The following is a 13,679-nucleotide window of genomic DNA, read 5'->3' as shown; positions in this document are numbered from 1 at the left end:
AACGACGGATGGGAGTTCTGGGGATCGGCTTCGATCTCGTGACGGTGTCGGAGTTCGCCGAGCAGCTGGACCGGCCAGGGACGGCAATGCTCGACAACTTCACACCGGGCGAGCGTCGGGACGCCGTGACCCGGAGCTCCGATCCGGCTAGACATTTCGCCGCCCGGTGGGCTGCGAAGGAGGCAGTGATCAAGGCCTGGTCCACGTCTCTCTTCGCCAGCCCGCCGGTGCTGCCCGAGATGATCCACCACCTGATCGAGGTGGTGACGGATGCGTGGGGGCGACCGAGCATCCGCTTACGCGGAGACGTCGCCAAGCATCTGACCGATGTGAAGATTCACATCTCCCTCACACACGACGGAGACATGGCGGGCGCGTTCGCCGTCATCGAGTCCCTGTAGGCGCCTCCGGCGCCCGTGCGCCTTTCTGGTAGCTCCGGCAACCGGAAGGGCGCACAGGCGCGTAGCGCCTAGGTGGAGCGCGATTCCTTCTCGGCGACCAACAGGTATGCCACCATCAGCCGTTTGAGTTCGGCGACGGCGTCCGCGTGGCTCTGGTTGTCCTGCACGGAGAAGTTGAGCATCGAGTACACGACGTGGACGAGCACCTCGGCCATCATCGTGCGCCGCTCCCGCGACGTCTGCGGGGTGAGCGGCGCGAGCATCCGTGACACCTGCTCCGCGAACGCCTTCTCGTGGATGGCGCCGGTGGCGCGCGTCGACGGCGTCGACTGCATCGCCAGCCACACCTCGCGCCTCGACGGGTCGGACGTCCACAGGCCTGCCATGTGGTCGACGAAGGAATTGAGGAACCGCAGCCAGTCGAGGGACGGGACCTCACCGTTGAACTGGGCGATCTCGTGCTGGACTCCGACGAGGTCCTGCCGGTTGAGTTCGCAGACGATCACGTACTTGTTCGCGAAGAACTGGTAGAGGGTGCCGATCGGGACGTCCGCGCGTGCGGCGACCTCTTCGCACGTGAACGATTCGAATCCCACGTCCACCAGCAACTCCCGCGATGCCGTGAGCAGCGCGTCGAACTTCCGGCGACTACGTTCCTGGGTCGGCCGTCTGCGGGGCAGGAGTTCCTGCGGGTCCGACTGCAGCTCCAACGCCGGGTCCACTCGGCGCGGCGCTTGCTTGCTGACTGAAGACTCCACCGCCCCAGGCTATCCGTCTTTCGTCCGGATTCCGAAGATCCCTCCCGGTGACGCGTCAGGTTTCACCTGGCGGAGACGACTCATCGAGCCGCTCTCCGGGTGAACAATGTGATCGCCCACAAGTAGCCGGCACAGGCGATTCCGACACACCACAACACCGCGATCAGAGCTGTGTCGTCGACGGGTGTGCCGAGCAGTAGGCCACGGACCGTTTCGATCACCGGCGTGACGGGCTGGTTCTCGGCGAAGGCGTGTAGCCAGCTCGGCATCGTGTCGGTGGGAACGAACGCGCTGCTGACGTAGGGGAGGAAGAGCAGGAAGAAGGTGAACCCGTTGGCGGCTTCCTCGGTGCCGGCGAGGAGCCCGAGCGCCGTCGCCAGCCAGGAGATGGCGAGGATGAACAGGGCGACGATCGCGAGTGCGGCCAGCCACTGTATCGGGCCTGCGGTGGGCCCGAATCCCATGATCATCGCGACGCCGATCACGACGAGGGACGTGAGGAGATTGCGGATGACACTGGACGCGACATGGCCGAACAGGAACGCCGAACGTGCGATGGGCATGGACCGGAATCGGTCGACGATGCCGTGCACCATGTCGCCGGTGACGCTCACCGCCGTCTGTGAGGATCCGAAACCGGCGCAGAGCAGGATGATTCCGGGCACCACGTAGTCGAGGTAGCCGGTGGCGGTCTGCATGGCTCCGCCGAAGACGTACACGAACAACAGCAGCAGCATCACCGGAAGGGCGACGCCCATGATCATCGTGTCCGGGCTGCGGAGCAGGCGCGTCAGGCTGCGGCCGGTCATCGCCGCGAAGTCGTCGAGGGGGCGTGACTGCGTGTTCGGGATCATCGGGCTGCGGCCTCGTTCCGGATCGGAGAAGCGTTCGAGTTGTCGGTGAGAGCGAAGAAGACGTCGTCGAGATCGGGGGAGTGGAGCGAGAGCTTGTCGACGGTGACGCTCTGGTCGTCGATTCGTCCGAGCAGCGTCTTCAGCTGGCCGATGCTGCCGTCGGTCGGGACCTGAACGGCCAGGCGGTCGGCGTCGAGGACGGCGTCGTCGAAGGCCTGGGCGACGTCGTGCAGTTCGGACGGCCGGGTGAACGTGAGCTCGAGGTGACCGCCGGGCACGAGTCGCTTCAGCTCGTCAGGAGTGCCCTCGGCCACGACCCTGCCGCCGTCGAGGACGGCGACCCGGTCTGCCAGCCGGTCGGCTTCCTCGAGGTATTGGGTGGTCAGGAAGATGGTGACGCCGCCGTCGACCAGTCTTCGGATCATCTCCCACATGGACTGCCGGCTGCGCGGGTCGAGACCGGTGGTCGGTTCGTCGAGGAAGATGATGTCGGGCCGCGAGATGAGGCTCATCGCCAGATCGAGGCGCCGGGTCATCCCACCCGAGTACGTCCCTGCGCGGCGGGTTCTCGCGTCCACCAGGTCGAACTGCTCGAGTAGCTCGCGGGCGCGCCGCTTGCCCTCTGCGCGGCCGAGGTGGCTCAGCCGGGCCATGAGCCGGAGGTTCTCCTCGCCGGTGAGAAGGTCGTCGACCGCCGCGTACTGCCCGGTGAGGCTGATCTTCCGCCGCACTCCCTGAGGGTCGCAGCGAAGGTCGTGCCCGGCGACGTGCACGGTGCCCGCGTCAGGCGGTGTCAGGGTCGACAGGATGCGGACCATCGTCGTCTTTCCCGCACCGTTGGCGCCGAGGAGCGCGAACACGCTGCCTGGCGGCACGTCGAGGTCGACTCCGTCGAGGACGGTGACGTCTCCGTATGCCTTGCGTAAACCGGTGACCGAGACGGCCGACACGCAAAACTGTGTATCTCGTATACTCATGGTGTGCAGCGTACGCAGTTTTAGGATGAGCGCAAGACCCCGACGAAGTGGACACGTGCATGCCCCGACCGAACGAAACCCCCGACGACCCCACCGTGGCCCTGCCCAAGGCCGTCCGGCTGGCCTGGGGGATCGAGGAACCGGGGACCCGCGGCCCCCGGAAGGGGTTGAGCCTCGAGCGGGTGGTCGACGCCGCCATCGAGGTGGCGGACGCCGAAGGCCTCGCGGGTCTGTCCATGAGCCGGGTCGCCAAGCAACTCGGATTCACCACCATGTCGCTGTACCGCTACGTGGACAGCAAGGACGACCTGGTGGAGCTGATGGCCGATCGGGCAATCGGTGAGCCCCGCGGACTCGTCGTCACGGGGGGCTGGCGGGACCGACTCGAATCGTGGGCGCTGGGCGAGTACCGGGCGGTCCGGACGCACGCGTGGTGGCCGGAGGTGACCATCTCCGCGCCTCCGACGGGCCCCAACAATCTCGCGTGGCTGGAGGCCGGTCTGCGGTCGCTGGCCGACACCGGCCTGAGCGAGGACCGGAAGCTGCAAGTGGTGCTGAATGTTTCGCTGTTCGTGATCGGGCGGGCGCGGTTCGCGCTGGACCTGGAACGGTCGGCGAAGGTGGAGCAGGTCGACTACGCCCGGCTGCTCCCGCTACTGCTCGACGAGAAGCGGTTTCCCGCACTGCGGGCGGCGATCGCCGGGGGTGCGTTCGATGCCGGCGACGCCGACGACGCGCACTGGCTCGAACACGACTTCCGATTCGGCCTCGACCGGATGCTCGACGGCATCGAACGGCTCACGGGCGGCTGACGAGTCGCAGCCGCCCGTCGCGTGGATCAGACGGACAGGTCCCGGCGCAGTTTCGCGACGTGGCCGGTGGCGCGGACGTTGTACTGGGCCACTTCGATCTTCCCGTCCTCGTCGACGAGGAACGTGGAGCGGATGACACCCTGCACCGTCTTGCCGTACATCTTCTTCTCGCCGAACGCGCCCCACGCCTCGAGTGTGGCCTTGTCGGGATCGGACAGGAGGGGGAACGTCAGTTCCTCGTTGTCGCGGAACTTGGCCAGCTTCGCCGGCTTGTCGGGGGAGATGCCGATCACGTCCAGGCCTGCGCCGTTCAGGTCGGCGAGGTTGTCGCGGAAATCGCAGGCCTGTTTGGTGCAGCCCGGCGTGCTCGCCGCCGGGTAGAAGTACACGACGACCTTGCGGCCGCGGTAGTCGGCGAGCGACACGTCGTTGCCGTCGGCGTCGGGCAGTGTGAAGGCGGGGGCGGTGTCTCCGGGTGCGAGTCTGCTGTTGTCGGTCACGAGAAGTCAGGCTACCGGGAAGGTCTGACCGTGGGCCGCGGCGCGATCGGGGGAGACGGAGTCGCAGGTCGCGTGTTCTCGTCTACGGTTGACGCAAGTGTGGGATCGTCGCGGTAGCGTCGCTCTCGCTGATCGAACCAGTCGAACAAGTTGGAGGACACGTGCCCAGGGACACCGAGAGCATCGAGCGTGAGATCGAGAACGCGCGTAATCAGCTCGCGAGCACTCTCGACGAATTGACGGTCCGCACCAACCCGAAGCGTCTCATGGAGAACACGAAGCGGACGCTGATCGCCAAGCTGAACGAGCCGGCGGTCAAGTACGGACTGATCGCCGTGGGTGCGGTGGCAGGGCTCCTGGTGCTCCGCAAAGCGTTGCGCTGAACGACCCTCGAACGGGCCGTCGGATGTGAAGTTCGCAGTGACTTCACGTTCCGGCGGCCCGTTCGTCATCTGACCGCCCCGCACGCACGCTGTGATGGTGGTGACATGAGAAAGGCCCCCATCCTCGTGAGAGGATGGGGGCCTTCGTGCAAGTGCGCCCACAGGGACTCGAACCCCGGACCCAGTGATTAAGAGTCACTTGCTCTACCAACTGAGCTATAGGCGCTCGCTCTTGCGAGACAGAACATTAGCGGGTCGCTTCTCGGGAATGCAAATCGCCTGGTGGCGACTGCCCGTGGCGACCCGATCCGCACGGTGGCGCGTAACAAGAGCGCCGCTGGTCACGATTGATATTCGAACGTTATTGAGCGGCTCGGCGCTTGGTTGGAACCGGTCTCCAGTGGCTGGCATCATTGGAGACCACACGGTCTCGACGTGCCGATTCGTCTTGCGAAGGCGAGGGACGTGCCGGCTTGAACGTGAATTCGGAGCGAGGACGTGAAGTGGGGTTATCCATGGGTGTGGGGCGTGGCGGGCGCGTGCGTGCGCAATCGGTGAGATCCGTCTCGAAGACGGCGACGATTGTGGCGGCATCACTCGTATTCGCAGTGTCGATCGCGGGGTGCACCGTCTCCGGTGCCGACAGCGTCACGTCGGAAGGTGAGGCGCCGATCGATTCCAATCCGGTCACCGAGCTCATCAAGCCGAAGCTGACGGCGTCGGCCGTCGATGGTGCGGTGGGATTCTCGCCCGGACAGCCGGTGACGGTGACGGTGGCCGACGGCACGCTGGCGGCGGTCACCATGCTCAACCCGGAGGGTGAGACGGTCGACGGCGCCATCGCGCCCGACGGGTTGTCCTGGGTCAACACGGAGCCGCTGGGCTACGACAAGGAGTACCGGCTCGAGGTGAAGGCGAACGGACTGGGCGGCGGTACCACCTCGACATCCGCGTTCACCACCAGCGCACCCGGCAACGTCACCAAGCCGTACGTGATGCCGTCGGAGGGCGACGTGGTGGGCATCGGTCAGCCGATCGCGGTCCAGTTCGACGAGAACATCCCCGACCGCAAGGCGGCGGAGGCCGGCATCACCGTCACGACGAATCCGCCCGTCGAGGGCGCGTTCTACTGGGTGAACAACCGTGAGGTGCGGTGGCGTCCGCAGAGCTACTGGGCCCCCGGCACCGCCGTGGACGTCAAGGTCGCCGTGTACGGCCGCGACCTCGGTGACGGACTGTTCGGCCAGGAGGACGTCCACACGGCCTTCACCATCGGCGACGCCCTCGTCGCGACGGCGGACGACAACACCAAGCAGGTGACGTTCGAGCGCAACGGCGAAGTGATCATGACGATGCCCACGTCGATGGGTAAGGACGACACACCCACCGACAACGGCGTCTACATCATCGGCGACCGGTTCGCGAACCTCGTCATGGACTCGTCCACCTACGGCGTGCCGGTCAACTCCCCGCAGGGATACAAGACTCCCGTCGACTGGGCCACGCGAATGTCCTACAGCGGCATCTTCTTCCACTCGGCGCCGTGGTCGGTGGGGCAGCAGGGCTACTCGAACGCGAGCCACGGCTGCCTGAACCTCAGCCCGTCCAACGCGAAGTGGGTGTACGACAACACGAAGCGCGGCGACATCGTGATCGTCAAGAACACGCTGGGCGGCACGCTGTCGGGCACGGACGGCCTCGGTGACTGGAACATCCCGTGGGATGTCTGGAAGGCGGGCAACGCCAACGCCTGACAGCAGGCGTCAGACCAATCGCAAAGAGGAAAGCCCCCGGCCGAGGCCGGGGGCTTTCCGTTTGGGGTGAGTGACGGGACTCGAACCCGCGACAGCCAGGATCACAACCTGGTGCTCTACCAACTGAACTACACTCACCATGTGCTTCAGGCACCGCCCGGGGGCAGTAACTTCGGCGAGGAAGATACTAGCGCGTCCGGTGCCCGAGAAGCCAATCGGTATCTCAGGCTGGCCCGAGTTCCTCGACAACGGCGGCGATGTCGCTGGTAGACGGTCCGGGCTCGGCCACGAACGCCGTCTTCCGGTAGTACTTCAGTTCCCGGATCGACTCCTTGATATCGGCCAGGGCGCGGTGGGCGAGACCCTTTTCGGGCTGACCGAAGTAGATCCGCGGGTACCAGCGCCGGGACAGTTCCTTGATGGAGCTGACGTCGATCATCCGGTAGTGCAGGTAGGTGTCGAGGTCCGGCATGTCGCGGGCGATGAATCCGCGGTCGGTCGCGATCGAGTTGCCTGCGAGCGGCGCCGTCCCGGCGACCGGCACGTGCTCGCGGATGTAGGCGAGCACCTGCTGCTCGGCCTCGGCGAGCGTGACCGTGGACTTCCGGACCTCGTCGGTCAGCCCCGAGTTCTCGTGCATCTTGGTCACCACGTCGGGCATGGCCGCGAGCGCGTCGTCGTCGGCGTGGATGACGATGTCGACACCCTCACCGAGCACGTTCAGCTCGCTGTCCGTGACCAGAGCTGCGATCTCGATCAGCTTGTCGGTACCGAGCCGGAGCCCGGTCATTTCACAGTCGATCCACACAAGTTTGTCCTGCACCAGGAACACAGTAGTCACGTGAGTGACGGGATAAAGTCTGCGGTGGACACTTTCTCCCGACGTGCGTGATCCGAGGAGGGCTTGGATGACCCAGCAATCGCAGGACGGTGGCGCGACCTCGACTCCGGCGGAAAGGGCGGCGGCGGCGAGGGCGGCGGCCGCCGAAGCGGCCAGGATCGCGGCGGAGGCCGCGGCAGCGGCAGAGGCGGCGGAGCAGGAAGCCCGGGACGCGGAGGTTGAAGAGAACCGTGCTCCTGCAGGCGTCGCCGCCCCCTCCGGTGCCGCCGCGGCCATCGCGGCCGGATACTCCTCGGAGGGTGCGGCTCTGGAGCTGGGCACCGTGGTTCTCGACGGCGCCGTGGATCGGGCGGCCCGGGTGCGCATCCCCCTCGCGACGGTCAACCGGCACGGACTCGTCGCCGGCGCCACCGGGACGGGAAAGACGAAGACGCTGCAGGGTATTGCCGAGCAACTGTCGGCTGCAGGGGTTCCCGTGGTGATGGCCGACGTGAAGGGCGACCTGTCGGGCCTGTCACAGCCGGGTGAGGCGGGCGACAAAATCACGGCCCGAGCGTCCGAGACGGGTGACGACGAGTGGCGGCCGGCGGGATCCCCGGTCGAATTCCTCTCGCTGGGAACGGAAGGCCTGGGCATTCCCGTCCGCGCGACCATCACGGCGTTCGGGCCGATCCTGCTCGCCAAGGTTCTCGGGCTCAACGAGACTCAGGAGTCCACGCTGGGGCTGATCTTCCACTGGGCCGACGTTCAGGGGCTCGCGCTGCTCGACCTGTTGGATCTGCGATCGGTCATCGCGCATCTCACCAGCGACGAGGGCAAGGCCGATCTGAAGGGCATCGGCGGCGTGTCCCCGGCCACGGCCGGTGTGATCCTCAGGGCCCTCGTCAATCTCGAAGCCGACGGCGGCGACACGTTCTTCGGGGAGCCCGAGCTGGAGACCGAAGACCTGCTCCGGGTGATCGACGGCAAGGGCGTGATCGCGTTGTTCGAGTTGGGCGCCCAGGCCGCGCGCCCGGCATTGTTCTCCACCTTCCTGATGTGGGTGCTGGCAGACCTGTTCCAGACGTTGCCCGAGGAAGGTGATCTCGACAAACCCAAGCTCGTCTTCATCTTCGATGAGGCGCACCTGCTCTTCGCGGACGCGTCGAAGGCGTTTCTGCAGCAGGTGGAACAGACCGTGAAGCTCATCCGCTCCAAGGGTGTGGGGGTCTTCTTCTGCACCCAGTTGCCGACGGACGTCCCGAATGCGGTGCTGTCGCAGCTCGGCGCCCGGATCCAGCACGCGCTGCGCGCCTTCACCCCCGACGACCAGAAGGCGCTGACGAAAACGGTACGAACGTACCCGACCACCGAGAACTACGACCTCGAGAAGGCTCTCACCTCACTGGGCATCGGTGAGGCGATCGTCACGGTCCTGTCGGAACGGGGCGCGCCGACGCCGGTGGCGTGGACGAGGATTCGGCCTCCCCGCTCGCTGATGGACACCATCGGCAACGACGCGATCACGGCCGCGGCGTCGTCGAGCCCGCTGTCGGCGAAGTACGGGCAGACCGTCGACCGGGAATCGGCGTACGAGAAGCTGACGGCCAAGGTCGCCGGAGCGCCGGCCACGGAACCGGGCCTCGACCTGCCCCCGCTGCCCGACCTGCCGGCACCGCCGCCCGCACAGCCGGAGGGTCCGAACATGGCCGAGCAGATTCTCGGGAACTCCGCGGTGAAGAGCTTCCTCCGCTCGGCCGCGTCGGCCGCCGGGCGCGAGATCTCCCGCAGTATCTTCGGGACGGGCAAACGTCGCAGGCGCTAGAAACGCTGGGCGAATGTACCTTTCAGCGCCTCGGCAGCGGTGAACGGTACATTCACCCGGGGGTCATCCGCCCAGCTTCCTGTAGAACGTTCCGACGATCGGGGCGACCACCGCGCGCGGGCTGTACTGCCCGGCAACGGACATCGCCTTGCTGATGATGCCGGGCACGACGCGCATCTTGTTGTCGGCCAGCCCGTCGAGCGACACCTTGGCGGTGTACTCGCTGGAGATCCACAGGAAGTCGGGCACCAGCTTGTCCACGATCGACGCCTCCGCCGGATCGGGCTCCTCGGTGCGGACCGGGCCGGGTGCGAGGAGGGTGACGTTCACTCCCGTCCCCTTGAGTTCGCCGCGCAGCGACTCGGAGAAGGTGTTGACGAACGCCTTGCTGGCCGCGTATGTGGCGTTGTGAGGGATGGGCATGTTGCCTGCCGCGGAGCCGACCATGAGGATGGCGCCGGACTTGCGTTCGATCATCCCGGGCAACACCGCGAGGGTGAGGTCGTGCACCGCAACGGCGTTGAGTTCCACCTGGGCCCGCTCGTACGCGGGATCGAGTTCGGCGACCGGGCCGAACGTGGCGATGCCCGCGTTGTTGCACAGGACGCTGATCTCACGTCCGGACAGTTCGGTGACGAGGGTGGCCCGCGCGTCGCGATCCGACAGATCGCAGGCGCGCACGTCGACCTCGACGCCGTGCTTGTCGCGCAGGGTCCCGGCGAGTGACTCCATCACCTCGCCGCGGCGTGCGACGAGGATCAGGGAGTGGCCCCGGGAGGCGAGATCAGTCGCCAGCGCCTCGCCGATTCCGGACGAGGCGCCGGTCACGACGGCGCGGGCACTGGGAGTGGGGTTCGGCAAGCTCACGGTCAGCAGCGTAGTGCGTCAGATGCGCGCGGCGAGCCGGGTGCCCTGCTCGATGGCACGTTTGGCGTCGAGTTCGGCTGCGACGTCGGCGCCGCCGATGACGTGGGTGGTGACGCCGGCGACGGTCAGTTCGTCGACGAGGTCACGCACCGATTCCTGACCTGCGCAGATCACGACGTTGTCGACGGCGAGGGTGCGGGGCTTCTCGCGCTTGGCGCCGAATGTGATGTGCAGGCCGTCGTCGTCGATGCGCTCGTAGTTGACCCCGGACAGTTCCTGCACGCCCTTGTTCTTCAGCGCTGCCCGGTGGACCCAGCCCGTGGTCTTCGCGAGTCCGGTGCCGATCCGGCCGCTCTTGCGCTGCAGCAGGTACACCTCGCGCGGCGACGGTTCGGGAATGGGTGTGGTGAGGGCGCCCGCCGCCGCTTCGGGTTCGGTGACACCCCACTCCTGCTTCCACTCCTTCAGGTCGAGCGTCGGGGAGTGCTCGTGGGTGAGGAACTCGCTGACGTCGACGCCGATCCCACCGGCCCCGATCACGGCGACCGACTGCCCGACGGGCTTGCCGCCCCGCACGACCTCCGGATACGTGAGCACCTTCGGGTGGTCGATGCCCGGAATGGACGGAACGCGCGGCGTCACACCGGTCGCGACGATCACCTCGTCGTACTCGCCGACCAGCTCGGTCGCGGTGACGCGGCTGTCGAGCCGGACGTCGACACCGGCGAGTGGAAGCTGGCGGTTGTAGTACCGGATCGTCTCCGCGAACTCCTCCTTGCCGGGGATCTTGCGGGCGATGCCGAACTGGCCGCCGATCTCCGAATCCGCCTCGAACAGGGTCACCGAGTGGCCGCGCTGTGCCAGGCCCAGTGCCGCGGACAGTCCCGCGGGGCCGGCGCCGACGACGGCGACACGCTTCGCGGCCCGGGTGGGGGAGAGCGTCAGTTCCGTCTCCCGGCCCGCACGCGGATTCAGCAGGCACGACACGTGCTTGCGGACGAAGGCATGGTCGAGGCAGGCCTGGTTGCACGCGATGCACGTGTTGATCTCGTCGGGGGTGCCTGCCTCCGCCTTCCGCACCCAGTCGGGATCGGCGAGCATCGGCCGTGCCATCGAGATGAGCTGCGCGTCACCGCGGGTCAGGATCTCCTCGGCGACCTCCGGCATGTTGATCCGGTTCGACGCGGCCACGGGGATGCTCACGTGCTTCTCGAGCTTGCCGGTGATGTCGGCGAACGCGGCCCGCGGCACCGACGTCACGATCGTGGGAACACGGGATTCATGCCAGCCGATGTCGGTGTTGATGATGGTCGCGCCCGCGGCCTCCACTTCCTGTGCCAGCGCGACGATCTCGTCCCATGTCTGACCGCCCTCGACGAGATCGGCCATCGACAGGCGGAAGATGATGATGAAGTTCGGGCCCACCGCCTTGCGCGTGCGGCGGACGATCTCGACGGCCATCCGCCTGCGGTTCTCGGGAGTGCCGCCCCACATGTCGGTGCGCTTGTTGGTGCGCTCGCACAGGAACTGGTTGATGAAGTAGCCCTCGCCGCCCATGATCTCGACGCCGTCGTAGTTCGCCTGCTGCGCGAGCCGGGCGCAGCGGACGAAGTTGCGGATCTGCCAGCGCACGCCGCGGCCCGTGAGTTTGCGGGGCCGGAACGGGTTGATCGGGGCCTTGATCGACGAGGCGGAGACGCTGAAGGGCTGGTAGCTGTACCGGCCGGCGTGCAGGATCTGCAGGGCGATCTTGCCGCCCTCGTCGTGCACCGCCTTCGTGATCGCGCGGTGCCGCCGGGCCTCGACACGGTTGGTGAGCTTGGCGCCGAACGGCAGCAGCCAGCCCGTCCGGTTGGGCGCGTATCCGCCGGTGACGATCAGCGCGACACCTCCGCGGGCACGCTCGGCGAAGTACTCGGCCAGACGGGGAACGTCCTTCGCGCGATCTTCGAGCCCGGTGTGGATGGAGCCCATGATCACCCGGTTCTTCAGCGTCGTGAAACCGAGGTCGAGGGGAGCGAGGAGCTGAGGGAACTGAGTCATTGGCGGCGTGTCCTTACTGTGCGAGCGCGTCGAGTACTTCTTGGCACCAGTCGGCGAATCCCTCTTCGACGCGGATTCCGCCGCGCAGGACGAGGTACTGGTGCAGGGCTGCCCCGGAGAGCTGCTCCGGTGCGGGAAAGTCGCGTTTTTCGATCATGCGGTAGACCTCGAGCCGGGCGGCGTGCCCGTCGCGGTGGCGAGCGACCTCGGCCGTGAGTGCGGCGATGTCACCGTGCTGAGCGGCGCGGATCTTCACTGCCAGCTCGTTACGCAGGTGATTGGGCTCGGTCGGTTCGGCGATCCAGCGCTCGAGTTCCGCGCGCCCGGCCGCGCTGACCCGGTACACCTTCTTGTCGGGTCTGCCGTCCTGCGCCACGACCTCGGCGTCGACCCAGCCGGACTCGTCCATCCGTTTGAGGACGCGGTAGATCTGCTGGTGGGTGGCGCTCTGGAAGAAGCCGATGGACTTGTCGAACCGGCGCGCCAATTCGTAGCCCGAGCCGGAGTGCTCGGTCAGGGAGACGAGAAGCGCATGTTCGAGGGCCACGAACAGAAGTATGTATGCAACGAGGTGCGTATGCAACTGAGTGCACACTACGTCCTTCCGTCCGAACGGGACGCTCGTCGCGTCAGACCGCACGAACTCCCCGTTCGCTCGCATAGGCTCGCGGGCATGAGCACCGACGTTCGTCCGCCGGCCGGGATCGGCGAGGCCGCGACGCGCAGACAGGTTGTCGCGTGGGGGCTGTGGGACTGGGGATCGGCCGCGTTCAACGCCGTGATCCTCACGTTCGTATTCTCCGTGTACCTGACGGACGCGGTGGGGGAGGACCTGCCGGGATCGATCTCCGCGAGCACGTGGCTCGGGTGGTCGCTCGGCATCGCCGGTTTCCTCATCGCCGTGCTCGCCCCCGTCACCGGGCAGCGATTCGACGCCGCAGGACGACGCAAGTGGGCGCTCGGCGTGCTCACGTTCGCGACGGTCGGATGCATGGCGGCGATGTTCTTCGTCCGCGACTCGTATCAGTACCTGTGGCTCGGGCTGGTGCTGCTGGCCGCCGGTTCGGTGATCTTCGAACTGGCCGGCGTCCCGTACAACGCGATGCTCAGGCAGGTGTCGACGCCGGCGAACATCGGCCGAGTGTCCGGGTTCGGCTGGGCGATGGGCTATTTCGGTGGGATCGTGCTCCTGCTGGTGTGCTACTTCGGTTTCATCTCCGGTGACGGCGACAACCGGGGATTCCTCGGCCTCACCACGGACGGCGGCCTGAACATCCGGATGGTGGCGCTGCTGGCCGCCGTCTGGTTCGCGGTCTTCGCAATTCCCGTGCTGCTGAAGGTCCCCGAGCTACCCCGCCCGCACGCGGATCCGGGTGCGGACAAGGCCGGCTTCGTCGAGTCGTACCGGGTGTTGTGGCGCGATCTCCGCGACCTCTGGTCCGCCGACCGGCGCACCGTCTACTTCCTGGTGGCGAGTGCGTTGTTCCGCGACGGACTGGCCGGTGTCTTCACGTTCGGCGCCGTCCTCGCCGTCAACGTCTACGGCATCGGTGCGGGTGACGTGCTGCTGTTCGGCGTCGCGGCCAACGTCGTCTCCGCGCTCGGCGCGCTCACCGCCGGCCGGTTCGACGACCGGATCGGGCCGAAGACCGTGATCATGACGTCCCTGATCGCGATGATCATCG

At 66.9% G+C, this 13,679-nt stretch carries 14 protein-coding genes and 2 tRNA genes; 6 read left to right on the top strand and 10 right to left on the bottom strand.

Going from position 1 to position 13,679, the window contains the following annotated elements:
- Positions 1–8: 8 nt before the first annotated feature.
- Positions 9–401, top strand: a complete 393-nt coding sequence (gene acpS / locus AZG88_RS21900; RefSeq protein ID WP_005248288.1) for a holo-ACP synthase AcpS — start codon at positions 9–11, stop codon at positions 399–401.
- A gap of 68 nt (positions 402–469) precedes the next feature.
- Here the strand turns inward: acpS and AZG88_RS21895 are convergent, their stop codons facing one another.
- From AZG88_RS21895 to AZG88_RS21885, 3 genes are all read right to left on the bottom strand, one after another.
- Positions 470–1,159 (bottom strand): TetR family transcriptional regulator, encoded by a 690-nt coding sequence (locus tag AZG88_RS21895; RefSeq protein ID WP_005248286.1) that lies wholly within the window; start codon positions 1,157–1,159, stop codon positions 470–472.
- Between the two features lie 80 nt (positions 1,160–1,239).
- On the bottom strand, positions 1,240–2,013 hold the full coding sequence (locus AZG88_RS21890) for an ABC transporter permease (RefSeq protein ID WP_061045772.1): 774 nt from the start codon (positions 2,011–2,013) through the stop codon (positions 1,240–1,242).
- On the bottom strand, positions 2,010–2,990 hold the full coding sequence (locus tag AZG88_RS21885) for an ATP-binding cassette domain-containing protein (protein WP_061699021.1): 981 nt from the start codon (positions 2,988–2,990) through the stop codon (positions 2,010–2,012). The genes AZG88_RS21890 and AZG88_RS21885 overlap by 4 nt, the downstream gene beginning before the upstream one ends.
- Before the next feature lie 59 nt (positions 2,991–3,049).
- Between AZG88_RS21885 and AZG88_RS21880 the strand changes: the two genes are divergently transcribed.
- Complete coding sequence (locus AZG88_RS21880) at positions 3,050–3,802, top strand: TetR/AcrR family transcriptional regulator (RefSeq protein WP_025432972.1); 753 nt, start codon at positions 3,050–3,052, stop codon at positions 3,800–3,802.
- 26 nt (positions 3,803–3,828) lie between these two features.
- On the opposite strand, the gene bcp is transcribed toward AZG88_RS21880, so the two are convergent.
- Positions 3,829–4,302 (bottom strand): thioredoxin-dependent thiol peroxidase, encoded by a 474-nt coding sequence (gene bcp, locus AZG88_RS21875; RefSeq protein WP_005248278.1) that lies wholly within the window; start codon positions 4,300–4,302, stop codon positions 3,829–3,831.
- Between the two features lie 161 nt (positions 4,303–4,463).
- On the opposite strand from bcp, the gene AZG88_RS21870 reads away from it, so the two are divergent.
- Complete coding sequence (locus AZG88_RS21870; protein WP_005248277.1) at positions 4,464–4,685, top strand: DUF3618 domain-containing protein; 222 nt, start codon at positions 4,464–4,466, stop codon at positions 4,683–4,685.
- Between the two features lie 153 nt (positions 4,686–4,838).
- Here AZG88_RS21870 and AZG88_RS21865 read toward each other — a convergent pair.
- Positions 4,839–4,911: transfer RNA gene (locus AZG88_RS21865), tRNA-Lys, on the bottom strand.
- A gap of 289 nt (positions 4,912–5,200) precedes the next feature.
- Between AZG88_RS21865 and AZG88_RS21860 the strand changes: the two genes are divergently transcribed.
- On the top strand, positions 5,201–6,439 hold the full coding sequence (locus AZG88_RS21860; RefSeq protein WP_025432971.1) for a L,D-transpeptidase: 1,239 nt from the start codon (positions 5,201–5,203) through the stop codon (positions 6,437–6,439).
- Positions 6,440–6,501: 62 nt separating this feature from the next.
- On the opposite strand, the gene AZG88_RS21855 is transcribed toward AZG88_RS21860, so the two are convergent.
- Together AZG88_RS21855 and orn are read right to left on the bottom strand one after the other, a co-directional pair.
- Positions 6,502–6,577, bottom strand: a tRNA-His gene (locus AZG88_RS21855).
- An 85-nt stretch (positions 6,578–6,662) separates the two neighbouring features.
- Positions 6,663–7,262: an oligoribonuclease gene (gene orn / locus AZG88_RS21850; protein WP_005261989.1), complete on the bottom strand. Its 600-nt coding sequence runs from the start codon at positions 7,260–7,262 to the stop codon at positions 6,663–6,665.
- Positions 7,263–7,347: 85 nt separating this feature from the next.
- Here orn and AZG88_RS21845 point away from each other — a divergent pair, with 85 nt between their 5' ends.
- Positions 7,348–9,084, top strand: a complete 1,737-nt coding sequence (locus AZG88_RS21845; RefSeq protein ID WP_061699019.1) for a helicase HerA-like domain-containing protein — start codon at positions 7,348–7,350, stop codon at positions 9,082–9,084.
- A gap of 63 nt (positions 9,085–9,147) precedes the next feature.
- Here the strand turns inward: AZG88_RS21845 and cmrA are convergent, their stop codons facing one another.
- Genes cmrA through AZG88_RS21830 form a run of 3 tightly spaced genes read right to left on the bottom strand, consistent with a single transcriptional unit; the run spans position 9,148 to position 12,541 of the window.
- Positions 9,148–9,951, bottom strand: a complete 804-nt coding sequence (cmrA, locus tag AZG88_RS21840) for a mycolate reductase (protein WP_005248273.1) — start codon at positions 9,949–9,951, stop codon at positions 9,148–9,150.
- Between the two features lie 18 nt (positions 9,952–9,969).
- Positions 9,970–11,994 carry an NADPH-dependent 2,4-dienoyl-CoA reductase gene (locus AZG88_RS21835; protein WP_061699016.1) on the bottom strand — a complete coding sequence of 675 codons (2,025 nt, stop codon included), beginning with the start codon at positions 11,992–11,994 and terminating at the stop codon, positions 9,970–9,972.
- A gap of 13 nt (positions 11,995–12,007) precedes the next feature.
- On the bottom strand, positions 12,008–12,541 hold the full coding sequence (locus tag AZG88_RS21830) for a PadR family transcriptional regulator (RefSeq protein WP_005248270.1): 534 nt from the start codon (positions 12,539–12,541) through the stop codon (positions 12,008–12,010).
- 126 nt (positions 12,542–12,667) lie between these two features.
- Between AZG88_RS21830 and AZG88_RS21825 the strand changes: the two genes are divergently transcribed.
- Positions 12,668–13,679: MFS transporter (locus AZG88_RS21825; protein ID WP_061699013.1), on the top strand; the 1,012-nt coding region annotated here is incomplete at its 3' end.

It is taken from the genome of Rhodococcus sp. LB1, assembly GCF_001583455.1.
GTDB lineage: Bacteria > Actinomycetota > Actinomycetes > Mycobacteriales > Mycobacteriaceae > Rhodococcus_F > Rhodococcus_F opacus.
Note: the sequence above shows the minus strand (reverse complement) of the source record. Positions and strands in the feature narration are given on the sequence as shown.